Annotated in this window: 24 protein-coding genes; 14 read left to right on the top strand and 10 right to left on the bottom strand. The window is 69.1% G+C overall.

Features of this window, described 5'->3' with window-relative positions; all coding sequences use genetic code 11:
- Positions 1-3: 3 nt before the first annotated feature.
- Together ACT89H_RS12145 and ACT89H_RS12150 are read right to left on the bottom strand one after the other, a co-directional pair.
- Positions 4-417: a roadblock/LC7 domain-containing protein gene (locus ACT89H_RS12145; protein WP_011207200.1), complete on the bottom strand. Its 414-nt coding sequence runs from the start codon at positions 415-417 to the stop codon at positions 4-6.
- Positions 414-4,214 carry a sensor histidine kinase gene (locus ACT89H_RS12150; RefSeq protein ID WP_445108656.1) on the bottom strand — a complete coding sequence of 1,267 codons (3,801 nt, stop codon included), beginning with the start codon at positions 4,212-4,214 and terminating at the stop codon, positions 414-416. The genes ACT89H_RS12145 and ACT89H_RS12150 overlap by 4 nt, the downstream gene beginning before the upstream one ends.
- 321 nt (positions 4,215-4,535) lie before the next feature.
- Between ACT89H_RS12150 and ACT89H_RS12155 the strand changes: the two genes are divergently transcribed.
- From ACT89H_RS12155 to ACT89H_RS12170, 4 genes are all read left to right on the top strand, one after another.
- Positions 4,536-6,593, top strand: a complete 2,058-nt coding sequence (locus tag ACT89H_RS12155) for an AMP-binding protein (protein WP_445108657.1) — start codon at positions 4,536-4,538, stop codon at positions 6,591-6,593.
- Positions 6,594-6,713: 120 nt separating this feature from the next.
- On the top strand, positions 6,714-7,100 hold the full coding sequence (locus ACT89H_RS12160) for a hemophore-related protein (protein WP_445108658.1): 387 nt from the start codon (positions 6,714-6,716) through the stop codon (positions 7,098-7,100).
- A 122-nt stretch (positions 7,101-7,222) separates the two neighbouring features.
- On the top strand, positions 7,223-7,936 hold the full coding sequence (locus ACT89H_RS12165; protein ID WP_445108659.1) for a response regulator transcription factor: 714 nt from the start codon (positions 7,223-7,225) through the stop codon (positions 7,934-7,936).
- Positions 7,933-9,303 (top strand): sensor histidine kinase, encoded by a 1,371-nt coding sequence (locus ACT89H_RS12170; RefSeq protein ID WP_445108660.1) that lies wholly within the window; start codon positions 7,933-7,935, stop codon positions 9,301-9,303. Before ACT89H_RS12165 ends, ACT89H_RS12170 begins: the two co-directional genes overlap by 4 nt.
- A 150-nt stretch (positions 9,304-9,453) precedes the next feature.
- On the opposite strand, the gene ACT89H_RS12175 is transcribed toward ACT89H_RS12170, so the two are convergent.
- The 4 genes from ACT89H_RS12175 to pdxH form a co-directional block, all read right to left on the bottom strand.
- Positions 9,454-9,813: an FKBP-type peptidyl-prolyl cis-trans isomerase gene (locus tag ACT89H_RS12175; protein WP_445108661.1), complete on the bottom strand. Its 360-nt coding sequence runs from the start codon at positions 9,811-9,813 to the stop codon at positions 9,454-9,456.
- A 37-nt stretch (positions 9,814-9,850) separates the two neighbouring features.
- Complete coding sequence (locus ACT89H_RS12180; protein WP_445108662.1) at positions 9,851-11,164, bottom strand: citrate synthase; 1,314 nt, start codon at positions 11,162-11,164, stop codon at positions 9,851-9,853.
- Between the two features lie 190 nt (positions 11,165-11,354).
- The gene (locus ACT89H_RS12185) at positions 11,355-12,635 is read right to left on the bottom strand and encodes an MFS transporter (protein WP_445108663.1); all 1,281 of its coding nucleotides are present in this window, start codon (positions 12,633-12,635) and stop codon (positions 11,355-11,357) included.
- A 69-nt stretch (positions 12,636-12,704) separates the two neighbouring features.
- Positions 12,705-13,397: a pyridoxamine 5'-phosphate oxidase gene (pdxH, locus tag ACT89H_RS12190; protein WP_445108664.1), complete on the bottom strand. Its 693-nt coding sequence runs from the start codon at positions 13,395-13,397 to the stop codon at positions 12,705-12,707.
- A 120-nt stretch (positions 13,398-13,517) separates the two neighbouring features.
- On the opposite strand from pdxH, the gene ACT89H_RS12195 reads away from it, so the two are divergent.
- Positions 13,518-14,666, top strand: coding sequence for a citrate synthase 2 (locus ACT89H_RS12195; RefSeq protein ID WP_445108665.1), 1,149 nt, complete (start codon positions 13,518-13,520; stop codon positions 14,664-14,666).
- A 113-nt stretch (positions 14,667-14,779) separates the two neighbouring features.
- Positions 14,780-15,652, top strand: a complete 873-nt coding sequence (locus ACT89H_RS12200; RefSeq protein WP_445108666.1) for a polysaccharide deacetylase family protein — start codon at positions 14,780-14,782, stop codon at positions 15,650-15,652.
- A gap of 25 nt (positions 15,653-15,677) precedes the next feature.
- Here the strand turns inward: ACT89H_RS12200 and ACT89H_RS12205 are convergent, their stop codons facing one another.
- The gene (locus ACT89H_RS12205) at positions 15,678-16,316 is read right to left on the bottom strand and encodes a hypothetical protein (protein WP_445108667.1); all 639 of its coding nucleotides are present in this window, start codon (positions 16,314-16,316) and stop codon (positions 15,678-15,680) included.
- 64 nt (positions 16,317-16,380) lie between these two features.
- Between ACT89H_RS12205 and serC the strand changes: the two genes are divergently transcribed.
- The 3 genes from serC to ACT89H_RS12220 all read left to right on the top strand — a co-directional run bounded on the left by serC (position 16,381) and on the right by ACT89H_RS12220 (position 19,716).
- On the top strand, positions 16,381-17,505 hold the full coding sequence (serC, locus tag ACT89H_RS12210) for a phosphoserine transaminase (protein ID WP_445108668.1): 1,125 nt from the start codon (positions 16,381-16,383) through the stop codon (positions 17,503-17,505).
- A gap of 210 nt (positions 17,506-17,715) precedes the next feature.
- On the top strand, positions 17,716-18,750 hold the full coding sequence (sepH, locus tag ACT89H_RS12215; RefSeq protein ID WP_445108669.1) for a septation protein SepH: 1,035 nt from the start codon (positions 17,716-17,718) through the stop codon (positions 18,748-18,750).
- Between the two features lie 222 nt (positions 18,751-18,972).
- Entirely contained in the window at positions 18,973-19,716 is a 744-nt protein-coding gene (locus tag ACT89H_RS12220) for a DUF6928 family protein (RefSeq protein ID WP_445108670.1), read from the top strand.
- Positions 19,717-19,740: 24 nt separating this feature from the next.
- Here ACT89H_RS12220 and ACT89H_RS12225 read toward each other — a convergent pair whose 3' ends face one another.
- Positions 19,741-20,040, bottom strand: a complete 300-nt coding sequence (locus ACT89H_RS12225) for a DUF2537 domain-containing protein (RefSeq protein WP_445108671.1) — start codon at positions 20,038-20,040, stop codon at positions 19,741-19,743.
- The gene (locus tag ACT89H_RS12230) at positions 20,037-20,840 is read right to left on the bottom strand and encodes a TrmH family RNA methyltransferase (RefSeq protein ID WP_445108672.1); all 804 of its coding nucleotides are present in this window, start codon (positions 20,838-20,840) and stop codon (positions 20,037-20,039) included. Before ACT89H_RS12230 ends, ACT89H_RS12225 begins: the two co-directional genes overlap by 4 nt.
- Positions 20,841-20,951: 111 nt before the next feature.
- Between ACT89H_RS12230 and ACT89H_RS12235 the strand changes: the two genes are divergently transcribed.
- The 3 genes from ACT89H_RS12235 (at position 20,952) to ACT89H_RS12245 (ending at position 23,016) form a co-directional block, all read left to right on the top strand.
- Positions 20,952-22,154: a GNAT family N-acetyltransferase gene (locus ACT89H_RS12235; protein WP_445108673.1), complete on the top strand. Its 1,203-nt coding sequence runs from the start codon at positions 20,952-20,954 to the stop codon at positions 22,152-22,154.
- 39 nt (positions 22,155-22,193) lie between these two features.
- Positions 22,194-22,595, top strand: a complete 402-nt coding sequence (locus tag ACT89H_RS12240) for a YccF domain-containing protein (RefSeq protein WP_445108674.1) — start codon at positions 22,194-22,196, stop codon at positions 22,593-22,595.
- Positions 22,596-22,788: 193 nt separating this feature from the next.
- Positions 22,789-23,016 carry a hypothetical protein gene (locus ACT89H_RS12245; protein ID WP_445108675.1) on the top strand — a complete coding sequence of 76 codons (228 nt, stop codon included), beginning with the start codon at positions 22,789-22,791 and terminating at the stop codon, positions 23,014-23,016.
- 47 nt (positions 23,017-23,063) lie between these two features.
- On the opposite strand, the gene ACT89H_RS12250 is transcribed toward ACT89H_RS12245, so the two are convergent.
- A complete protein-coding gene (locus ACT89H_RS12250) occupies positions 23,064-23,501 on the bottom strand; it encodes a MarR family winged helix-turn-helix transcriptional regulator (protein ID WP_445108676.1) in 438 nt (145 codons plus the stop codon).
- 114 nt (positions 23,502-23,615) lie between these two features.
- Between ACT89H_RS12250 and ACT89H_RS12255 the strand changes: the two genes are divergently transcribed.
- Both ACT89H_RS12255 and ACT89H_RS12260 read left to right on the top strand, forming a co-directional pair.
- Positions 23,616-23,855 (top strand): DUF2530 domain-containing protein, encoded by a 240-nt coding sequence (locus tag ACT89H_RS12255; protein WP_445108677.1) that lies wholly within the window; start codon positions 23,616-23,618, stop codon positions 23,853-23,855.
- Positions 23,856-23,977: 122 nt separating this feature from the next.
- Positions 23,978-24,595: a TetR/AcrR family transcriptional regulator gene (locus tag ACT89H_RS12260; RefSeq protein WP_445108678.1), complete on the top strand. Its 618-nt coding sequence runs from the start codon at positions 23,978-23,980 to the stop codon at positions 24,593-24,595.

The raw sequence follows: 24,595 nt of genomic DNA on the forward strand, positions 1-24,595 counted from the left end.
CCATCAGGAACCCATCGTGACGCGTGGTGTGGCCTGAACAGTCTGGCCAACCCGCTCGACCAACAGAGCCATCTCGTAGCCGACCTGACCGATGTCACACGAGGTATTGGTCAGCACCGCGAGATAGGAACCGTCGCCGACAGCCATGAGTAGCAGGTATCCGTGCTCCATCTCGACCACGGACTGCAGCACGGTGCCGCCCTCGAACAGGTTCGAGACACCGACCGACAGACTGGCCAGACCGGCCGTGACGGCCGAGAGCTGTTCGGCCCGGTCGACGGGCAGTTGGGCACTCGCGGCCATCAGCAGGCCGTCAGCCGAGACCAGGACGGCATGGGCTACGCCAGGAACCTCGTTGGCAAAGTTCGAAACCAGCCAATCCAGCTGACGATTCGTACCACCTAGATCGGGGTTCATCGGTCTCCTTTATCTCCGGTTAGGTTCATTGCTCTCATTGCTCGGCCATCCCGGACGCCCTGCTGGTGACGACTCAAGCTGGACCTGATCGTTTCTGGGTCGCGGCGCGGCGCCCGATCCGCCGCACCGCTGACGCCGCCGGGGACAAGCCTTCCGCCCGGATTGCGTTGCGGCAACCCCGCCGCCGTTTTCGTCTCGGGCCGGGCCTCGCTGGCGCGGCGAGCCGCTTGCCAGCCCTCATCACCCGGCGATTCGAAAGATGCAGCCATCTGAGACCTATCCATGTTGGGATCCGACAGCCACGCCGACATCATCTCGGCGAAGATCGGCGTTCCACCCATCACCGCCCCCGACTCGTCCGCGGGCTGCAGCCTGGTCTGGAAGAACGACGCCGTCTTGGCCGGGTTGGACCGGAAGCTGTGCTTGCCGGGATCGCGCCCGGGCGCTGCGCCGGGCTGCTCTTCGCTCGCGGCGTGCTGGCCACCGCGATCCCGCTGCGGCAGTGCGACACCCGGCGGCACGGGCTGCCGCTGCGGCGCCTGGGCGCCCGGCTGCCGCTGCGGCAGCCCGGTGAGCCCGCTCTCGCGCTGCGGCAGACTCGGCGGCGCGGGCGGACGCTGCGGCAGACCGTTGGCCACACTCGCATCCCGTTGCGGCAGACCGTTGGCCGCACTCGCATCCCGCTGCGGCAGGCCGTTGGCCACACCTGCATCCCGCTGCGGCAGACCGTTCGCCGCACCTGCATCCCGCTGCGGCAGACCGTTCGCCGCACCCGCATCCCGCTGCGGCAGGCCGTTCGCCGCACCCGCATCCCGCTGCGGCAGACCGTTGCTGACGGCGGGCAGCGCGCCAGAGCCCGGGTCACGCTGCGGCAGGCCACCCGTGGACTCACGCTGTGGAAGACGGTGGGCCCCGGCCTCCCGCTGAGGAAGACCGTTACCCGGCTCACGCGACGGCAGACCGGTAGCACCCGGCTCACGCGACGGCAAACCCGTAACACCCGGCTCACGCGACGGCAAACCCGTAACACCCGGCTCACGCGACGGCAAACCCGTAACACCCGGCTCACGCGACGGCAAACCCGTAACACCCGGCTCACGCGACGGCAAACCCGCAACACCCGGCTCACGCGACGGCAAACCCGCAACACCCGATTCCCGCTGCGGCAGACCACCTGCCGCCGACTCATGCTGCGGCGCACCGTTGGAACCCGGCTGCCGCTGCGGTAGGCCGCCCAAGGCGGACTCGCGCTGCGGAAGACCGGTCGCCCCGGACTCGCGCTGCGGCAGACCACTCGACGGATCCCGCGGCGGCAGGCCACCGGATGCGGACTCGCGCTGCGGAAGACCGGTGCTCGGCTGCGGCACACCATTGGTGCCCGGCTGACGCTGCGGCAGACCGGTGCCCGGCTGCGGCACGCCGTTGATGCCCGGCTGACGCACCGGCAGTTCGCCCGAGTTCGGCTCACGCGATGGCAGACCCGTACCGGGCGACTCCGTGGGACCACTGGGCCGGCGCGGTGGTGGACCGCCGGGGCTGAGGTTGCGTTTGGGCAGGCTGGCCGCGGCGAGCTTGCCGCGTTGCGGACCACTCGGCGCGGGCTGCCCCGGCGCGGGCCGCAGGCTGGTAGCCGACTGCTGGTTCTCCGAGCGCATACCGGACGACGACATCGCCGAACCCGGCTGCCGCTGCGGCAATCCGCCGGCGCCGATCGGGATCGGTCCGCTGGACGAAACTGGAGGCTTGGCGCTCGCGACCGGAATCGGGCCACTCACCCCGGGATCGACGGTGACCATGACGTTGCCCCCAGGAGTCCGCTGGACGGCCCGCGTCTGCATGGACGACGGCGCCGACGGACGCTGTGGAGCTGCGGCCTGCGGCGACGGCTGCGGGGTGACGGGCTGCCCCGCGCTCGGTTTGCCCGCGACGATGAGTCCCACGGGCACGTGCACGGTCACCGTCACGCCCGGATCGCGCGCGGTGTCGAACGTCGGCCGCAGCCGCACGGTGAGACCGTGCCGCTCGGCGAGTCTGCCGACCACGAACAGACCCATGTGCCGGGCCGTGTCCGGCCCCGGCTCGGCGGTCTGCTCCAGACGGCGGTTGATGTCGGCCATCTCGGCGGGCGGCATACCGATGCCGCGGTCGGCCACCTCGATGAGCAGTCCCTGATCGTGCGCCTGCGCGAAGGTGAACTTGACGTCGGTCTCCGGCGGCGAGGCGCGCAGTGCGTTGTCCAGCAGCTCGGCGAACAGATGCGCGAGGTCGGAGGCGGCGGGCTCCTTCAGCGAACCCCGGGGCGTGGCGCCGAGCTTCACGCGCTCGTAGTCCTCCACCTCGGAGATCGCGGCGCGCAGCACGTCGGCGATCTCGACCGGGGCGGACTTGGCGCGGCGCTGCCTGGTGCCGGCGAGAATCAACAGGTTGTCGCCGTTACGGCGCATACGGGCGGCGAGATGGTCCAGCCGGAAGAGGTTCTCCAGCAGGCGCGGGTCCTTCTCGTCGTACTCCATCGCTTCGATGAGCGTGAGCTGGTGGTCGACGAGCGACTTCGACCGTCGCGCCAAAGTCTCGAACATGTCGTTGACCTGTGAACGCATCTTCGCCTGATCGCTCGCCAGACGCAGCGCCTGGCCGTGGATGTCGTCGACCGCGCGGGCCAGCTGACCGATCTCCTCGGTGCTGCGCACCGGCATCGGTTCGAGCGGCACCTCTTCCGGCGAGGCGCCGTTGCGGAGCTGGGCCACCTCGTGCGGCAGGTCGCTCTCGGCCACGCGCAGCGCGGCCAGACGCAGCCGGTGCAGCGGGACGATCATCGAGCGGGCCACGAAGACCGCGAGCAGAAGCGCGGCGAGGATGGTCACGATGACCACCGCGGTATAGGTCCACGCGCCCCGCTGGGCGGTGGTCACCAGCGACTGCATCGCGGAGTCGATGTCCTTGGTCGCCTTGCCGACGACGTGCTCGTAGACCGCGAGGCTGTCGGTCAGCGACTTCTTGAGGTCACCGATCGGAAGCTGGCCCGCCTGCGACTGCGGGCTGGTCAGCAGCGCGATCCTGGTATCGATGCCGGCGCGCAGATCGGCGATCGAGGTGTCGCCGTCGGCGAAGCGGTGCGCGAGCACGTTGAGCAGCGCGCGCTCGGTGTTGGAGGCGATGAGGAAGTTCTGGACGCCGGACTGCTGGGCGCGCAGCACCTCGGGGAAGGCGGCGAGCTCGCTGACCAGGGTGGCACGGGTGTTGAGCGAGTCGACCAGCCGCAGTTTGGCCGCGTCCACCGCGGGGTCGCTGACCTGGCCGACCGTCGTCTCGACGATCCGGACGCTGTCGCTGCGGACGCGGTCGATCAGCGCGAGCGTATCCGCGGGCGGGCCGGTGGAGACCGACTTGCCCTGGGCGCGCACGCCCTTGGCCTGGGTGAGCATGCTGTCGATGGCCGCGCGCGCGCCCGGCACGCTGTCGAACTTGGCTACCGCCTTCTCGGCGTTGGCGATCGCCTTGTCCAGATCCGCGAGGTTCTGATCGGTCACCGCGGACTGGTTGCCCCCCAGCGAGATCATCTGCGAGCCCGCGGTGGTGGCGGTCTGCGCGCTGAGCGCGGTGACCGAAGGAATGGCGGCGACGTTCTCCGAGATATCGGCGAGCCGGTTCGAGTCCGCGAACTCCGATGAGATCCTGGACACGCCGAGGCCGACCGCGACCGCGAGAGGCACGGCGAGCACCGCCGTCACCTTCCAGCGCAGGTCCCAGTTGCCCAGCGCCCAGCGGCTACTGCCGGAGCTAGCGGCGTCACGCATCTCCCACTCACTTTCCAAACTGGCCCTCTACCACGCGCCATCAACCGAACCTCCACAATCGCGTGCTTGGCTCGACAGGTGGAGCTGGCCGAGAGCTGCGGCTGGCCGAGAAATTGCGTCTACGACGGCCTAAATAAGTGACATCGGATTCTAACGGATCAATAACGTCTTGGGCGACGGGGCGTGATGTCGCGGTCATTGACCTGCCGGTTCCAGGCAAAACCAAAGGTAGCGGCACCCACCCGGGCGTCGCGTGAAGTCTGCCACAATCAACCAGATCTATCGAGGCGGGCATCGAGGCGAGGCTAGGGAGTCACGGGGTTGAACGTGCGGCAGGAGTACCGACCGGCCTACCAGACCAGCTTGGTGGATCCCGCCGAGTTCTGGGCCGGCGCGGCCGAAGCGATCGACTGGGACGTGCCGCCGACGCAGATCGTCGACAACGGCGCGCGCCCGGTGGCCAGGTGGTTCTCCGGGGCTCGGCTCAACACCTCGTTCAACGCGCTCGACCGCCACGTCCATCCCACCGCTCCCGACGCACCCGGCCGCGCCGATCAGCCCGCTCTGATATACGAGTCGGCTATGACCGACGCCACCGTCGTCTACACCTACGCCGAACTGCTCGAGGAGGTGTCGCGGTTCGCCGGGGCGATGGCTCGGCTGGGCGTCGCCGCGGGCGACCGCGTCGTGATCTACCTGCCGATGATCCCCGAAGCGGTGATCGCGATGCTGGCCTGCGCCCGCATCGGCGCGGTGCACTCCGTGGTGTTCGGCGGCTTCGCCGCCCCGGAGCTGGCCGCCCGCATCGATGACGCCGAGCCGGTGTTGATCATCACAGCGTCCGGCGGCCTGGAACCGGGCAGGCGGATCGAATACCCGCCCATCGTGCTGCGTGCGCTGGATCTGGCCGAGACGAGCGCACCGCGCACGGTGATCGTCAAGCAGCGGCCGCAATTCGCCACGATCCCGTTCCCCGCGCCGCAGCCCGCCGCCGAGTACCTGCCGAGTTCGGCGGAGACCGCCGCCGCGCAGTGGCTCGATTGGGACGACGCCGTCCGCGACGCGCCACCGGCCGACCCGGTGTCGGTCGCCGCGACCGACCCGCTCTACATCCTCTACACCTCCGGGACCACCGGGAAGCCGAAGGGCGTGGTCCGGGACAACGGCGGCCACGCGGTCGCCCTGGCCTGGTCGATGCGCAACATCTACAACGTCGACGCGGGCCAGGTGATGTGGGCCGCCTCCGATGTGGGCTGGGTGGTCGGGCACTCCTACATCGTCTACGCCCCGCTGCTGATCGGAGCCACCACGCTGCTGTACGAGGGCAAGCCGGTCGGCACCCCGGACGCCGGCGCGTACTGGCGGGTGGTCGACAAGCACAAGGTCGACGTGCTGTTCACCGCCCCGACCGCGCTGCGAGCCATCCGCAAGGCCGATCCCGATGGCGAGCTGGCCCACCGTCACGACCTGTCCTCCCTGCGCGCGCTGTTCTGCGCGGGCGAACGCCTGGATCCGGCGACCTACGCCTGGGCCGAGAAGACCCTGCTCGCGGGCCGCTCCGGCTGCCCGGTCGTGGATCACTGGTGGCAGACCGAGACCGGCTGGCCGATCTGCGCCAACCCACTCGGCCTGCAGCGACTGCCGATCAAACCCGGCTCGGCCTCGGTGCCGGTGCCCGGCTATCGGCTACGGGTACTGGACTCCTCCGGCAACGCGGTGGCACCGAACACCGAGGGCAACATCGTCATCGGTCTGCCGCTGCCGCCCGGCACGCTGACCGGCCTCTGGCGCGACGAGGCCCGGTACGAGCGCTCCTATCTCTCCGCGTACCCCGGCCACTACCTCACCGGCGACTCCGGCTACTTCGACGAGGACGGCTACCTGTATGTCCTCGGCCGCAGCGACGACGTGATCAACATGGCCGGGCACCGGCTTTCGGCGGGCAGCATCGAGGCGGCCATCGCGGGGCATGACGCGGTCGCCGAATGCGCGGTCATCGGACTGCCCGATGAGCTCAAGGGGCACCGACCGCTGGCGTACGTGGTGCTCAAGTCCGGCGTCGATATCGCACCCGGCCGGCTGCGCGACGAACTGATCGACCGGGTGCGCACCCACGTCGGCGCGATCGCCACGCTGCACGACGCCATCATCGTGACCACGCTGCCCAAGACCAGATCCGGCAAGATCTTGCGCAAGACCATCCGGCAGATCACCTCCGGCGAGACGTTCGAGGTGCCCTCCACGATCGAGGATCCAGCGGTGCTCGTGGCGCTGGCGCAGCAGATCCACGCCGCGCGGCCGGAATGGCGGGAGCACGACGACAGCGAGAACACCGACCACGTGGTCGCACCCGACGTGGATCCGGTTGTGCCATCCTGATTTCCGCACCACACCGATAACGTCCTCAGAGTTTCCTCAGAGGATGTTCATATCGGTGCCAGCAGTTCGAAATAGCCTCGAGACCGCCCCGAAACCCCTCGATGATCTGGAGGCAGAAGCATGAAACGTTCCGTAGGTCGCCCCGCCATCGCCGCCGCGGCAGCAGGCGGAATCGCCACGGTCACGTTGTTACTGAACCCCGCCGTCGCCGCTGCGGGCCCGATGGAATACGCCGAGCCACTGCTGACTTCGGACTGCTCGTTCGCCCAGGTCGACGCGGCACTGCACGACAAGGCGCCGCAGCTGGCCGCGATCCTCGACGCGAACCCGAGCCAGAAGGCCGAGTTGCAGCGCAAGTTCGACCAGCCGGTCGAGCAGCGCCGGGCCGACTTGCGGCGGGCCATCGACGAGAACCCGGACGCGGCGCGTCAGGCGGAGAACGACCCGCGGACCGCGCAGTTGCGCGACACCATCCGCGTCGTGGCGCAGACCTGCCACAACTACTGATCCCACGGAATCACGGGTGACCCGCCGGATCTCCCGGGAATCCGGCGGTCATCTCCGGGTTTCGCACGCGCGTCCGCGCGCCGACTCGCACCACCGAAGTTTCGCCGGCGGCGGGGAGCAGAATGGATGACGTGACCTCGACCTCGAACCCGACGGTTCTCGTCGTCGACGATGACGAGGACGTGCTCGCCTCGGTCGAGCGCGGGCTGCGTTTGTCCGGCTTCCACGTCCTCGTGGCCAGAGATGGCGCGCAAGCGCTGCGCAGTGTGAACGAGAACGCGCCCGACGCCATCGTGCTGGACATGAACATGCCCGTGCTCGACGGCGCGGGCGTGGTGACCGCGTTGCGCGCGATGGGCAACGAGGTGCCGATCTGTGTCCTCAGCGCCCGCGCGTCGGTGGACGACCGCATCGCCGGGCTGGAGTCCGGTGCCGACGACTACCTGGTCAAACCATTCGTGTTGAAGGAATTGGTGGTCCGGATCAGGGCGCTGCTGCGCCGGCGATCGGACGCACCGTCGCCCGCGACCCCCGGCGCGGTCACCGTCGGCCCGCTCGAGGTGGATGTCGCGGGCTACCGCGCACTGCTGCACGGCCGCGAGATCGAGCTCACCAAGCGGGAATTCGAGCTGCTGTCGACGCTGGCCAGGAACGTCGGCGTGGTGCTGAGCCGGGAGCGTCTGCTGGAACTGGTGTGGGGCTACGACTTCGCCGCCGACACCAACGTGGTGGACGTCTTCGTCGGCTATCTGCGCCGCAAACTCGAGGTGGACGGCACTCCCCGGCTGCTGCACACGATCCGCGGCGTCGGGTTCGTGCTGCGAGCACCGAAATGACAGTGCCCGCCGCCGCACCGCCGGAAACCCGTCGGCGCCGGTCTTTTTCGCTGCGCACCCGCGTCGCCGGCGCGGCCGCCGCGGGCGCGATCATCATCGTGACGCTGATCAGCCTGATCAGCATCCGCGCCATCGAGCGCAACAACGTGCGGCAATCCGACCAGCAACTCGACGTCGCGGCGCGGATCGTCCTGATCGAGCCGCAGATCGCGGTCCGGTTCATCGGCCTGACCGGCTTGAACAACAATATGGCGGTGACCGTCCGGGACAGCGGCGAGGTCGTGGCGAGCACGCCCACCGAACTGCCCGCGCTGCCGACCGGTTCCCGCACTGTCACAGTGGGCAGCACTCCCTACCGGATTCTGACCACCACCGAGAATCAACCCGAAGGCCGGGTCGTCTCACTCGGCATACCCGCCGCGGACGCGGCCGAGGCCACCGCCGAACAGCAACGGTGGGTGCTCGGCGGCGCCCTGCTCGCCATCGCCGCCTCCGCTGGGCTCGGCTGGTTGCTCGCGGGCGCGGCGGTGCGCCCGATCGTCCGGCTCACCCGGCAGGTGGGCGCACGCAGCGCGTTCCCCGATCCGAGCAATCCGCAGGCGCCGGTGGAGGGCGCGGGCGTGCACGAGGCGGAGCAGCTGGCCGACGCGGTGAACACCATGCTGCGGCGGGTGGACCAGGCGCAGGCCCAGACCGCCGCGGCACTGGAGACCGCCCGCGATTTCGCCGCCGTGTCCGCCCACGAACTGCGCACCCCGCTGACGGCGATGCGCACCGACCTCGAGGTGCTGCGCACGCTCGATCTGGACGAGGCGCAGCGGGCCGAGATCTTGGACGACCTGCAGCGCAGCCAGGGCCGAGTGGAGAGCACCCTCGCGGCGCTGGAGCGGCTGGCCACCGGCGACCTGACCAACGAGCGCGACCACGTCGCCACCGACGTCGGCGACCTGTGCGACCAGGCCGCGCACGACGCCATGCGGCACTTCCCCGGCCTGGTGGTGCGCATCGATTCCGACGCCGAACTGGTCACCCGCGGCCTGCCCGCCGGGCTGCGGCTGGCGGTGGACAACGCGCTGGCCAACTCGGTCAAACACGGCGGAGCGACCGAGGCCCTGGTCTCGGCGCACCGTGCGCCCAACGGGCACATCGTGATCTCGATCGACGACAACGGCCGCGGCATCCCGCCGCAGGAGCGCGAGGCCGTCTTCGACCGCTTCTTCCGCGGCAGCCAGGCGAGCAAGGGCGGTTCGGGACTCGGCTTGGCGCTGGTTGCCCAGCAGGCTCAATTACACGGCGGCCGGGCCTATTTCGACGCGGGCACGCTGGGCGGCATCCGCCTGGTTCTCGATTTACCCGGCTCTGTTTAATTTGCCGCGCCTGCGGCGCGGCATGTTCGCGGCCCCTTTGTGGCTCGCGTCCGAGCGGCCGCCGCGCAAGCGACGAAGTCGCAAGCAGTGGTCGCTCGGACACGAGCCATGACAGGGCCGTGAACACGCGGCGCCGAAGGCGCCGCCAGATCAGTTGGCGTTCAGCAGATCGATCACGAAGACCAGCGTCTTGCCGGAGAGCGGGTGCCCGCCGCCCGCCCCACCGTAGGCCAGCTCGGGCGGGATGGTCAGCTGGCGACGACCGCCGACCTTCATCCCGGGGATGCCGTCCTGCCAGCCCTGGATCAGGCCGCGCAGCGGGAAGGTGATGGATTCGCCGCGGTTCCACGACGAGTCGAACTCCTCGCCGGATTCGAATTCGACGCCCACGTAGTGCACTTCCACAGTGCCGCCGGGCACGGCTTCCGTGCCCTGGCCTTCGATGATGTCCTTGATCACCAGCTCGGTGGGCGCGGGCCCCGCCTGGAACTCGATCTCCGGTTTGGTCATTCGGCTATCCCCTTCGATAGATGATGGATGGATTTCGTCAACGGTTGTTGATCTCGCGGTAATCGCGAGCGCCGTAGCCGGTGTAGATCTGCCGGGGACGACCGATCTTCAGCGGTTCGCTGTGCATTTCGCGCCAGTGCGCGATCCAGCCGGGCAGCCGGCCCATCGCGAACAGCACGGTGAACATGCGGGTCGGGAAGCCCATCGCCTTGTAGATGACGCCGGTGTAGAAGTCGACGTTCGGGTAGAGGCGGCGCTCGATGAAGTAGTCGTCGGTGAGCGCGGCTTCTTCGAGGGCCTGGGCGATGTCGAACAGCTCGTCGTGGCCGCCGAGCTTGCTCAGGATGGCGTCGGCGTGCTTCTTGGCGATCGAGGCGCGCGGGTCGTAGTTGCGGTAGACGCGGTGGCCGAAGCCCATGAGCTTCACCCCGTCTTCCTTGTTCTTGACCTTGCGGATGAACTCCTTGACGTCGCTGCCGCCGGCCTTGATGCCGTCGAGCATCTCCAGCACGGCCTGGTTCGCGCCGCCGTGCAGCGGGCCCCAGAGCGCGTTGATGCCGCCGGACACCGAGGTGAACAGGTTCGCGTCGGACGAGCCGACCAGGCGCACGGTCGAGGTGGAGCAGTTCTGCTCGTGGTCGGCGTGCAGGATGAGCAGCATGTCCAGCGCCGCGGCGACCTCGGGGTCCACCTCGTAGGGCTCGGCCGGGAAGCCGAAGGTCATCCGCAGGAAGTTCTCCACCAGGCTCAGCGAGTTGTCCGGGTAGAGGAAGGGCTGGCCGACCGACTTCTTGTACGAGTAGGCCGCGATGGTGGGCAGCTTGGCCAGCAGCCGGATGGTGGACAGCTCGACCTGTTCGGGGTCGCGCGGGTCCAGCGAGTCCTGGTAGTAGGCCGACAGGGCGTTCACCGCGGACGACAGCACCGGCATCGGGTGCGCGTTGCGCGGGAAGCCGTCGAAGAAGCGCTTCAGGTCCTCGTGCAGCAGGGTGTGCCTGCGGATGCGGTCGGTGAAGTCCTCGAGCTGGGCCTGAGTGGGCAGCTCGCCGTAGATCAGCAGGTAGCTGACCTCGATGAAGGTCGAGGCCGCCGCGAGCTGGTCGATCGGGTAGCCGCGGTAGCGCAGGATGCCCGCCTCACCGTCGATGTAGGTGATCGCCGACTTGGCCGGTGCGGTGTTCATGAAGCCCGGGTCGTACGTCACGTACCCGGTGCTGGCCAGCAGCTTTCCCAGCTCGATCCCGTCGTTGCCCTCGGCGGCCCTGGTGACCGTCATCGGGAACTCGCCGCCGGGGTAGGAAAGGACCGGCTTGGCGTCGTCGTCGACGTTGATGATGTTCTCAGCGGGCACGGAAGGATCCCTCTCAGGCTAGAACCACAGGCACCGGCGCGGTGGCGCACGATGCGCTTGCCTCAACGCTAGCCGTTGGCCGACGCGGACAATACCGGAGGGTAGTCCTGCGACGGCTCACAAACACGTCCCCGCGCGGTGAGGTCGGGGCGCCGTCGCGGAACTGGTCGCCGGGTGTTCGCGGTGCACGTCACACAGCGATTTCGGCATGAGCGCGAGCCACACGGTAACGCGTGAAAGCCGGAAACGCGACCGCCGCGATCAGCACGCCCACCACTACGAGGGCGCCGCCACCCGCCGCGGCTACAGCGGTACCCAGGCTCGCCGCCGCGAAACCGTGGGCAACATCACCGATCCGCGGCCCACCCGCGACAACCACGGTGAACACCCCCTGCAACCGCCCGCGCAGATCGTCGGTGGCCACCGTCTGCAGCATCGTGACCCGCAGCGCGGCCGAGACCATGTCCACCGCGCCGCCGAAGGCCGAGCACGCCAGGGCGATCCACAGCCCGACGGCCAGGCCGAGACCGTGCCGGGTGAGCCCGACGGCGAGGCCGAAGCCGACCATGGCCACTCCCCACAGCGCGATGCAGACCAGCACCGCGAAGCCTTGCCTGCGGATGCGCGGAATCCACCCGGAGAACACCCCACCGAGCACCGCGCCCGCCGACATCGAGGCGAACAGCAGGCCGAGCGCGACGCCACCGGTGGCCGGGTCGCCGAAGGTCTCGTGCGCGATCTGCGGGAACAACGCGCGCGGCATCCCGAACACCATGGCGATCACGTCCACCGCGAACGACGCGAGCAGCACCCGCTGCGTGGCCAGGTAGCCGAAACCGTCCAGGACCGTGCGGAATCCGGCGCGGCGCACCGTCCCGGTCGGCGGCAACCCGGGCAGCCGCCACACCGCCCACAACGTGGCCAGCAACGCGACCGCGTCGATCAGGTAGAGCGTGGCGAGCCCGACGACAGGAATGAGCGCCCCGGCCAGCACCGGGCCCGCGATGGCGCCGAACTGCATCACCGTCATGTTCAGCGAATTCGCCGCGGCCAGTTGGTCTTCCGGCAGCAGCCGGGGAAGGGTGGCGCTGCGGGTCGGCTGATTCACCGCGAAGAAGGCCTGCTGCACGGCGAACAGACCGAGCACGAGCCACACGTTGTCCGCCCCGGCCACCGCTTGCAGCCAGAAGGCCAGCGCCGTGAGCCCGGTTCCCGCATTGGTGATCAGCAGGAGTCTGCGCCGGTCCAGCACGTCGGCCAGCGCTCCGCCCCACAAGCCGAACACGATCAGGGGCACCAGACCGAACAGACCGGCCAGGCCGACGTAGCCGGAACTGCCGGTGAGCTGGAAGATCTGCTGCGGAACCGCGACCACGGACAACTGCGCGCCGATCATGGTGACGATGCCCGAACTCCACAGGCGTCGAAAATCCGGATTGCGCAGCGGAGTGGTGTCGGCGAGCAGTTTCACCGCCGCAGCGTAATCAGTCGTCCCCTCCGGATCGACGCGAGAATTCTCACGCCGACGTCGGGAATACGGTCAGGGCTGTAGGCGCTCGACCGTGGTCTCCGCGTCCTGGATCCGCACCCGGATGCGGTTGTGCAACCGGCCGCGCCGTCCTTGCCAGAACTCGACCTCGTCGGGCCGGATCAGGAACCCGCCCCAGTGCGGCGGTACCGGAATCTCGTCGGTATCGGCGAATCGCTCGGTTGTCTCGGCCAGCGTGCGATCCAGTTCGGCCCGGGAACCGATCGGCTGGGACTGACGCGAAGCCCAGGCGCCCAGCTGGGAGTCCCGTGGCCGGGAACGCCAGTACGCCGCCGTCGTCTCGGCGGACACCCGCTCGACCGTGCCGCGCAGGTGCACCTGCCTGCCCAGCGCGGGCCAGACGAAGGTGACGGCGGCATACGGGAGGGCGGTCAACTGAGCGCCCTTGGCCGAGTCGTAGTTGGTGTAGAAGATCACACCCTCCGGCGTGAGCCCTTTGCACAGCACGGTCCGGGCGACCGGCCGCGGCGTGCCGTCGGCCAGTGACACCGTGGCCAGCACCATGGCGTTGGGTTCGGCGATGCCGAGCGCGGTGGCCTGTTCGATCCAATGCCGCAGCAGCGGCTCCCAACCGCCGGCGAGCCAGGTCTCGTCCAAGTCGACGTCGTCGTTGCCGCCGTGCGGGAGGCCGCCGTAGTCGACCCGCATGGCCGCGAGGTCCGATGAACTGTCCAGGTCACGCATGGGGCAGACGTTACTCTTCGGTAGCGGGGAGCTAAGGTTTTGATGATCGGCATGTACTCGTCAAATCCGACAATTCCCATCGGCGGGAACATGCGACCCAAGCGCAAGGAGAGTCGCGACATGACTACCAGCCCCGCGGTTTCCGGTGGGCGGGCCACCGTACCCAGCGATTTCGTCAGTGGCCTCGAGGGCGTGGTGGCGTTCACCACCGATATCGCCGAACCGGACAAGGACGGCGGCGCGCTGCGCTACCGCGGAGTCGACATCCAGAACCTGGTCGCGAGCCGAGTGACCTTCGGTGACGTGTGGGCGCTACTGGTCGACGGATCGTTCGGGCGCGGGCTGCCGCCCGCCGAACCGTTCCCGCTCCCGGTGCACACCGGCGACGTGCGCGTCGACGTGCAGGCCGGACTGGCCATGCTCGCGCCGATCTGGGGCTACCAGCCGCTGCTGGACATCGATGACGAGACCGCTCGCGAGAACCTGGCCCGCGCCTCGGTGATGGCGCTGTCCTACGTCGCGCAGTCGGCGCGCGGCATCTACCAGCCCGCGGTCCCGCAGCAGAAGATCGATGAGTGCACCACGGTCACCGAGCGCTTCATGACCCGCTGGAAGGGTGACCCGGACCCGCGCCACATCGAGGCCATCGACGCCTACTGGGTCTCCGCCGCCGAGCACGGCATGAATGCCTCCACCTTCACCGCCAGGGTGATCGCCTCGACCGGCGCGGACGTCGCGGCCGCGCTGTCCGGCGCGATCGGCGCCATGTCCGGCCCGCTGCACGGCGGCGCGCCCGCGCGCGTGCTGCCGATGATCGAAGAGGTCGAGCGGACCGGCGACGCACGTGCGCTGGTCAAGGGCATCCTGGACCGCAAAGAGAAGCTGATGGGCTTCGGTCACCGGGTCTACCGGGCCGAGGATCCGCGCGCTCGCGTGCTGCGCGCCACCGCCGAGCGCCTGGCCGCCCCGCGCTACGAGGTCGCCGCCGCGCTGGAGCAGGCCGCCCTGGCGGAGCTGCGGGAACGCCGTCCGGACCGCGCCATCGAGACCAACGTGGAGTTCTGGGCCGCGGTGATCCTCGACTTCGCCGAGGTGCCCGCGCACATGATGCCCGCCATGTTCACCTGCGGCCGCACCGCGGGCTGGTGCGCCCACATCCTGGAGCAGAAGCAGCTGGGCAAGCTGGTCCGCCCGGCGGCCATCTACACCGGCCCCGGCCCCCGCAAGCCCGAGGACGTCGAGGGCTGGGCCACGATCGCCCACACGTAGCCCGCGCGACCACGGCGTCACCACCGCGAGCCGGACGGGACGGCGGGACATGTCGTCCCGTCCTCTGGTCCGGCTCGCGTAGCATCCCGGAGGGAAGCTAGAGGACTAGAGGGATGCTGGACAAAGGAATATCGAGGCGGCGGATGCTCGGCGTCGGCGCCGCTCTGGCCGCAGGATTCGCCGCCACCGGGTGCGGCACCACGCAGAACACGTCCATCGCGCAGGCGCGCGTGTCGGTCACGCCCGGCGCCACCACGGGCATGCGGGCCGCTCCGGTCTCGGCGGCCCTGGACGCGGGCACACCGGTCGCCGTCGCCACCAGGCACGCCGGAAGCCTGCCACACCAGTGGGGCGTCGAGATGGCGGGAATCACAAGTAGTTTCACCGCCGCGGGCAAACAGATGGCGCTCACTTTCGACGCCTGCGGCGGCGCAGGCAACAACGATATCGACGAATCGCTGGTGAACTTCCTGATCAGCGAGCGAATTCCGGCGACGTTGTTCCTCAACAAGCGCTGGATCGACGCGAACCGGGCGCGTACCGCGCAGTTGGCGGCGAATCCACTGTTCGAACTGGCCAATCACGGTGTGGCGCACAAACCGCTGTCGGTGAACGGCCGCGAAGCCTATGGCATCGCGGGAACCGCTTCGGCGCGGGAGGCGGCCGACGAAGTGTGGGCCAACCACGAGTTGCTCACCACGATCACCGGCAAACCGCCGCGATTCTTCCGTGCGGGCACCGCGCATTACGACGATGTCGCGGTGTCCATCGTCAACGAATTGGGCGAAACCCCGGTCGGTTTCAGTATCAACGCCGATTTCGGCGCGACCGCGTCGGCCACCCAAGTGCAGTCGGCGATGAATGCCGCCGCGCCGGGCGCTATTTCACTGGCCCATATGCACCGGCCGCACTCCGGAACCGCGGCGGGGATGATCGCGGCGCTGCCGAAGATTCGCGCCATGGGTTTCACCTTCGTGCACCTGTAAGCGCTCGACCGCATTCGCCAGAGGTTCACTCCTCGAGCGAGGCGACCCAGTCGACGGCGACCGTTTCACCGCGGTCCACCTCGAAGAAGGCGACCTCCAGATGCCTGCCCAGGTCGACCAGCCGGAGGGCGTGCAGCGGGACCGGCTGGATCAGCCGGACCCGCCACGGCTTGGGTTCGTCCCAGGCGCGCAGTTCGAGGTCCAGCCGCAGCAGCGGGTCGTCCCGACCGGAGTAGTCGGCCGCGACCGGCGCGGTGGCGAGCACGGTGGCGTCGGCGCGGCGGCCGTCGGCGAGGATCTTCGCGACGCTCGACCGGCCCGCCTCTTCGTGGTCGGGCACGTAGAGCACCAGGCGGTCGCGGTCGCGCGGATCCACCCGGCACCACACCACGTCGCCCGGCCGCATCCATTCCAGGTCCGCGTCCTGCACTCGCTGCCGCACCCGGCTCTCGTACGGGAACTCGCCGGCCAGTTGCACGCGAACCCAGAACACGTGCCCCGGTTCGGTGCGGCGCGGACGGACGCCGAGGATCGTCGCGGTTCCCGCCTCGCCACGAATCAGCAGCTCCCGCCGCATCGCGTCCGAGACCGTCGCGCCCCGCAGGCGGAAATTCCACGCCCGCTCGCGCAGTCGCCACCCTGACTTAGCTGACGGCATGCTCATGGGCGCTTACGTTAGCCGGAGTGTGGGCGTCGCCACAGCGACATCACCGACTACCCTGTTGGCCATGACAGCTGCGTTTCCGACCATTCCCGACGACCTCAAGCCCGCCGACGGACGGTTCGGCTGCGGCCCCTCCAAGGTGCGCCCGGAGCAGCTGCAGTCGCTGGTGAACGTCGGCGCCTCGGTGTTCGGAACCTCGCATCGGCAGAAGCCGGTCAAGGACGTGGTGGCGCGGGTGCGCTCCGGCTTGCGCGAGCTGTTCGGCCTGCCGGAGGGCTACGAGGTGGTACTCGGCAACGGCGGCACCACAGCTTTCTGGGACGCTGCGGCGTTCGGCCTGGTCCGGGAGCGTTCGCTGCACCTGACCAACGGTGAGTTCAGCTCGAAGTTCGCCGCCGTGACCAAGGGCAACCCGTTCATCGGCGACCCCATCGTGGTCTCGGCGGAGCCGGGCAGCGCGCCGGAGCCGGTGTCGGACCCGTCGGCGGACCTGATCGGCTGGGCGCACAACGAGACCTCCACCGGCGTCGCCATCCCGGTGCGTCGTCCCGCGGGCTCGGAACACGCGCTCATCGCCATCGACGCCACCTCCGGCGCGGGCGGCCTGCCGGTGACCATCACCGATGCCGACGTCTACTACTTCGCGCCGCAGAAGTGCTTCGCCTCCGACGGCGGCCTGTGGGTCGCGCTGATGAGCCCGGCCGCGCTGGCCCGGGTCGAGGAGATCAAGGCGTCGGGCCGTTGGACGCCCGATTTCCTGTCCCTGCCGATCGCGATCGACAACAGCACCAAGGACCAGACCTACAACACCCCCGCCCTGGGCACCCTGCTGCTGTTCGCCGACCAGATCGAGTGGCTCAACAACAACGGCGGCCTGGACTGGGCGGTGAAGCGCACGCTGGACTCCTCCTCGCGGCTGTACTCCTGGGCGGAGTCGAGCGAATACGCCACCCCGTACGTCACGGACCCGGCGCACCGCTCGCAAGTGGTCGGCACCATCGATTTCGCCGACTCGGTCGACGCGGCCGCGGTGGCGAAGATTCTGCGCGCCAACGGCATCGTGGACACCGAGCCGTACCGCAAACTGGGCCGCAACCAGCTCCGTATCGGCATGTTCCCGGCGATCGATCCGGACGATGTCAGCCAGCTGACCCGCGCCATCGACTGGGTCGTGCGGAATCTCGGCTGACCGCCGCGTATTTCGGTCCGGACGGGCGCAACACGCCCGGATCGACACGCCGCACAATTAGCCACAGCCGATCGAATAGAGCAGATTAGCGGGGCACGGATGTCTCCGAGGAGATTTCCGTGCCGCGTGTCCTGCCACATGAATCTCAGATGTGCACTACTGTTTCGGAAAGTGGGCGGTGTCGCGAGTCGACGCGATAAGGAGGTAACGGTGCGTGAACTTCGAGTGATCGGGGTGACGCCCGACTCCACGCACATCGTGTGCATCGACACCGAGTCCGGTCAGAAGTTCCGGCTCCCCGCCGACGACAAACTGCGAGCCGCCGCGCGCGGAGACCTTGCCCGATTCGGCCAGATCGAGATCGAAATGGAAGCAACTATGCGTCCCCGCGATATCCAGGCCCGTATTCGAGCAGGGGCCTCCGTGGAACAGGTCACCGAAGAATCCGGAATGCCGGCCAGTCGCGTCGAGCGATTCGCCTATCCGGTGCTGCTGGAGCGAGCCCGCGCCGCCGAGCTCGCCCAGAAGGCCCACCCGGTCCGTCCCGACGGTCCCGCCGTCGACACCCTCATCGATGTGGTCACCGCCGCGTTCACCGCGCGCGGCCACAACATCGAGGGCGCCGAATGGGACGCCTGGAAGGATGAGAAGGGTTACTGGGTCGCCCAATTGCAATGGCAGAACGGACGATCCGAGATCGCCGCGCACTGGCGTTACCAGCCGGACGCGCACGGCGGTTCGGTCTCCCCGCTCGACGACCCGGCCTCCGACTTGATCGATCCCGATTTCGGGCGCGCGTTGCGCGGTCTGGCCACGATCGTTCCCCCGGAACCCGAGCCCGCGCCGCCGCAGCCGGAGCCGGTGGCCGAACCGCGTCCCGCCCCGGCCGCGCCGCCCGCGCGCACCGCGAGCCGCCAGAGCCAGCCGACGCTGGACGAGTACTACGAACAGCGTGCCGTCGCGGCCGGTGGCAGCGCCGCCGCGATTCCGGCGGGCACTGCCCCGACGCCCGCCGCGCCCGCCAACGCGGCTTCGGCGGCCGCGGCTGACGCGGGGCCCGCCAACGGCGCCGCCGCGACACCTGCCGCCGCCGCGGACAGCGCCGCGCCGACGCCCGCCGCGACCGAGGAGCCCGCGAAGCCCGCGGCCAAGGCTCCGGCGAAGCCGACGCGCAGCAAGCGCGGCAAGGCCCCGATGCCGTCCTGGGAGGACGTGCTGCTCGGGGTGCGCAGCTCGGGTCACTGAATTGATCCATGTGCGGGGAGCAGTTCCCTCGGATCGTAGATACTGATATCGCGAGCACATGGGTAACTCATCGGAAGCGCCCGGTACCCCAGCGCAGGACCTGAACGCGCGTCCCGCGGCACCCGCTGGTACGGCCTGATTCATCCGGAGAGCGGGACAGCGCCGCCATGCGTTGCTCGAAGTTCGCGGAGTTGATTCGTGCGACTATCGGGAGGTGCCGGAATGCTATCCAAGGCTTGGTCGCTCTGGTACGTCGACGCCCCGAACCCCTTGGCGGTACTGCGGGCGAACCACAACCCGGATCCCCAAGCCGCTCTGGCGCTGGCGAAACAGTTGCACGCCGACCGCGACGTGCAGCCGGTCGTGGCCGGAACGCTGGCCGGTTGCGCGGGTCCGGCGACCGACGAGATCTGCATCGGTTGCTTTCCGGGCGTGACGGTGCTGTGTTCGGCACAGGCCGCGCGCATCCACCCGACCGAGATCCCGGAATTGCTGGTGCGCCCGCTCGCCTCGGAACACACCTACCTCGTGTCGTTCGACGTCGAGCATGGCTGGGGTGCGTTCGCCCACTGGGAGCGCGGCGAATTCCGCAGATCGTTCAGCTCGACCCGGGTGCACATCTTGGAGGACGACGGACTTCCGCTGGTGTGGGAGCGGTCCTACTGGGCCGGCGAGCATCCGGTGCGCTGGCGCGCGGGCGAACTGCCCGACCCCCACTCGCTGCCGTTCGACCCGCCCGACTTCGCCGACGCGGCCAACAACGAGTGGCTCGGCTTCCACTACCGCGGGCCCGCCGCGCCCGGTGCGCTCGGGCCGGGGGACATCCCTATCTGCAAGTTCACACTGCATCCGAAAGGCCAGCTGCCCGACCCGCCGCCGCGGGGCCGAGCCGATGGCGGGGCGCACCCGACCTCGCGCAAGCGCGGCCTCTTCGGCTGGCTGCGCGGCCACGACCCGGTCGGTTAGCTGCGTCGCCGCGGCCCGGCCGCGTCAGGCGAACAGCCCGTCCAGCAGCAACGCCACCCACCCGAGCAGCACGCCCGCCGCGGCGCCGCCGATCACCCACCGCGTCACGGGGGCGAAACGCCAGCGCCACGCGGTGGGCGCGGCGCCGCCGGCCGCGACCAGATTCACCACCACCGCGAGCACCGGGTGCACTTCGGCCAGCGCGGCCCCGAAGGAGTACACCGCGACCGCCGACAGCAGCGCCACCAGGAACGCCACGGTGAGGCCCGCGCCCCACGGCGTCGGCTCCTGGTAGGACGGATACGGCCGGTACGGTCCGGTCACGCCGTCCGCACCCGCTCGTAGAACGCCATCGCGGCCGCGGTCGCGACATTGAGCGAATCGGTGCCCGGCGTCATGGGAATGCGCGCGCGGACGTCGGTGGCCCGCATGGCCTCCTCGGTCAGCCCCGGTCCCTCGGCTCCGAGCAACAACGCCACCCGCTCCCCCGTCATCGCCGCGGCCAGCTTCGCCGCCGCCGGATCGGGCGTGAGAGCGATGATCTGGAACCCCTTGCGCCGCAGTATATCCAGACCGCCCGGCCAATCCGGGACGGAAGCGAACGGCACCCGCAGCACATGTCCCATCGACACCCGGACGGCGCGGCGGTACAGCGGGTCGGCACAGCGGTCGCCGAACAGGATCGCGTCGGCGCCCAGTCCGGCGGCGTTGCGGAACATGGCGCCGAGATTCTCGTGGTCGTTGACGCCTTCGAGCACGGCGACGGTGCGCGCCTTCGCGAGCAGCTCGTCCACGTCGAGCGCGGCGGGGCGGCGGGCGACGGCCAGCACACCGCGGTTGAGGTGGAACCCGACCACCTCGGCCATCACCTCGGCCGTGGCGCGATAGTACGGCACATCGACGGTCATCAAGTCGTCGGCGAGTTCGGCGCGCTTGCGCTCCACGCCGAGCAGCGCGCTCGGCGCGAAACGCGAATCGAGCATGCGCTGGACCACCACGACGCCCTCCGCGATCACCAGTCCTTTGCGCCCGGGCAGATCGGGCCTGCGGTCGGCCGACTGGAGATCGCGGAAGTCGTCGACCCGTGGGTCGGCGGGGTCATCGATGTCGATCACTTCGGCCACCGCTCCATCCTGCCGGGTGGCCACGGCCGGGTCCGAATCGGCGTTCGCCCGGCCGGCGCGGACCGCGAAAATGCGGTGCGGGCCGGTGCGCGGACGTGGGATGGTCGAGGCATGACTCCGCCGGGAATCACTATTCGGCCGGCCACCGCGGACGATGGGGCCGCGATCACGACGTTGTTGCAGACCTCGTTCGGCACCCGACTCGACCCGGCCGAGATGGACCGGATTCCGCTGCTGTTCCCACTGGAGAACTCGATCGTGGCGGTCGAGGGCAGCGAGGTCGTCGGGCACACGCAATTCACCACCATGACGGTGACCGTGCCCGGCGAGCGGACAGTGCGGGTGTGCGGCGTCACGGGTGTCGGCGTCGCGCCGACGCACCGGCGGCGCGGCATCCTCCGCGCCATGTACACCGAACAGCATCGGCGCGTCGAAGCCGACGGTTTGCCCCTGACCATGTTCACCGCGAGCGAAGGCGGCATCTACGGCCGGTTCGGCTACGGTCCCGCGACCCGGGAGAACGCGGTCGGCATCGAGCGGCGATTCGCCGAATTCCTCCCGTCGGCGCCCGATCCCGGCGGTGTGGCGCTGCGCCCGCCGAGCGAGCTGCGCGGGGCGGCGGAAGCGATCTACGACCGCTGGCGCAGGCTGGTACCCGGCGCGCAGGTGCGTCCGGCCGCGGCCTGGGACATGGTTTTCGACGATCCGCAGCGTTTCCGGGAAGGCGGCACCAGCCTGTTCGGACTCCTGCACGCCGACGGCTACGCGCTGTATCGGTACCACTCGGACGGCAGGGCGCGAACGGTGGAAGTCACCGAACTGCGGACGGTCACGGTCGAAGCGCACGCGGCCCTGTGGCGAGCCCTGCTCGGGCTCGATCTGGTGCGACGCGTGGACGCCGTACTCGCCGACCACGACCCGCTGCCCTATCTGCTGACCGATCCCCGGCTGGTGCGCACCACCGCCCGCTACGACGGGCTGTGGTTACGCCTGATGGACGTCCCCGCGGCGCTGACGGCGCGTGCTTACGCGAGCGACCTGGACGTGACGCTCGAGGTGACCGATCCCTTCCGTAACGCGGGCGGCACGTTCGCGTTGCGGGTGCGGGACGGACAAGCCGAATGCGAGCCGAGCGATCGGGCGGCCGATATCGAACTCGGCATAGACGTGCTCGCGAGCATGTACCTCGGCGCGTATCCCGCACGGGTGTTCGCCGCTGCGAACCGGTTACGGGCGAAAGATGCCGGGCAGCTGCGTGCCCTCGACGACGCCTTTCGCGCGGAGCGGGACGCGATGCTCGGCTGGTTCTTCTGACGACGCACACCCCGCCCCGCCGCCTGGCATGCTGGTCTCATGAAGCCGATTCAGTTGGTTCTCAACATCCTGTGGCTCGTCTTCGCGGGACTGTGGATGGCGCTGGGCTACATCCTCGCGGGGATCATCTGCTTCATCCTCATCATCACGATCCCCTTCGGCATCGCGTCGTTCCGGATCGCCGCCTACGTGTTGTGGCCGTTCGGCCGCACCACCGTGGAGAAGCCGGGCGCGGGCGCGGGCTCACTGATCGGCAACATCATCTGGTTCCTCGTCGCGGGCTGGTGGCTGGCGCTGGGCCACCTGATCACCAGCATCCCGCTGTTCGTCTCGATCATCGGCATCCCGTTCGGCTGGGCCAACTTGAAATTCATACCGATTTCGCTGTTCCCCCTGGGACGCGAGATCGTGGACAGCGACCGGCCGTTCGGCGCGCGATAGCGACAGCGGCACCGGTGCGGCGGCCGTCTGCTCGCCCGGGTAACGATCCGCGCGACATTTCTGTGATCCGCACCACAGTATGTTAACGAAATCACCCCTCCGTGCGAAGGTTAGCTAGAAGGTAACTGATTTATTTCCAGTGCCCACAGCGTCCCGAGCGGGCGCCGAGCCGACCGCGCAGGAGGGCTCCACCATGACCGACCGAACCGCCCACCGGGCCGACTCGGACACCGCGCCACTGGCGCCGATCGCGGTGACTCTGGGAGCGCTGCTGCTCATCGGTGCGGCCACCCAGCTCACCCGCCTACCCCGATGGGCCGACGACTACGGAGTTCTGGTCTATCCGGCCTTCGTCCTCTGCCTGACCATCGCGGGCGGCCTGCTGTGGTGGGGCGCCGGGATCATCCGGAGCAACCGCTGACCCACTCCGTCGGCCGCGTTGGCGACGAACCTCGTTGCGGCGTGGCGCTATTCGGATTCCGCGACGATCTGCTTCATGATCGCCACGGCGCGGCTCAGCACGACGAGTTGCTCGTCGGTGAGTGTCGACAGCTGCTCGGTCATCCACGCCTCACGGGCGCTGGCTTCGTCGGCGATGAGCGCGCGGCCCGCCGGGGACAGCGAGACGATGATCTGACGGCCATCGGTCGGATGCGGATTGCGCTCGACCAGATCGAGGTCGGTGAGCGAAGCGATGACGCGGGTCATCGACGGGGGTTGAACGCGTTCCTTCGCGGCGAGCGCACCCGGAGTCATCGCGCCCTCGCGCGCGAGCGTGGCCAGCGCGGAAAGTTGAGTCAGCGAGATCTGCGAGTCGGCACGACGGCCGCGCAGGTGTCGCGTCAGTCGAACGACCGCCAGCGAGAGCTCACCAGCAAGGGCTCTGACATCCGATGGCGTTGTCACAGTGCCAAACGATACGGGACCGGGCGCGGCCGGTCGCGGCTTCCCGCCACGGTACGACCACCTCGCCGCCGCGCAGCCGGCGGACTCACCCGGCAGGCCGATTAGGCTGAACTCGTGACCCAGAAAGTCCCGGAGCTTCCGCCGCGCCTGACCGACCCGCGCCCGGTGCTCGCGGTCGGCAGCGCATTGTGGCTGATCGCCACGTTGATGGTGTGGGCGGGCGGCGACCGGTGGGCGTCGGCCCGTCCGGTCTGCCTGATGGGGCTGGTGGTCGGACTGATCGGACTGGTGATCTATCTGGTCCAGCGCCGCGCCGCACGGCGTGGGGACAAGGGCGCGCAGACCGGCTTGTAGCCGATCGGGTTACGTTCGGACCAGAGCGGTGGCCGCCGGAACGCCGAGTGTGTCGCTCTTTTCCGGCTCGCGAATTGACTGCACGGGCCGTGGGCGCTTAACTCCCTTGGGTGTCCTCCCGATTGAGCGTCGAAGAACGACGGGCCCACCTTATCGAGGCCGCGATCGGCCTTGCCGAGAAAAAGGGTGTTGCGGGCGTGACCACGCGCGATGTCGCTCAGGCGGCCGGCGTCTCGCTCGGTGTGGTGCATTACTGTTTCGAAAACAAGGACGCGCTGATGACCGAGCTGGTCAAAGCGTTGTCGATGGAATTACGTGATTCCGTCGACGCGAACGAAACGGTATGGCAAGACGTCGGAAGTGGAAAAGAAGCCCTTCAAAATTTGGTCCGCGCGGGTCTGGAACTCATGTGGCTGAACATTGAAGCCACTCCGGAACGGCAGCTGCTCACATACGAGACAACCACTTACGCGTTGCGCGAGGGCGAACAAACCCCCGCGAAACTCGCGATCGCGCGCGAGCAGTACAACTTCAACGACTCCACGGTCGCCGACGTCCTGGAGCACGCACGCGACGCCACCGGCAACACCTGGTCAGTCCCGGTACAGACGCTGAGCCGGTTCACCCTCAACGTAATCGACGGTGTGGTGCTGCGCTGGCTGGTGGACAACGACAGCGAGAGCGTGCGCGGGCAGTTGGATCTGCTGAGCGAGATGATCACGGGCTACGCGGCGCAGTAG

It is taken from the genome of Nocardia aegles, from assembly GCF_052545135.1.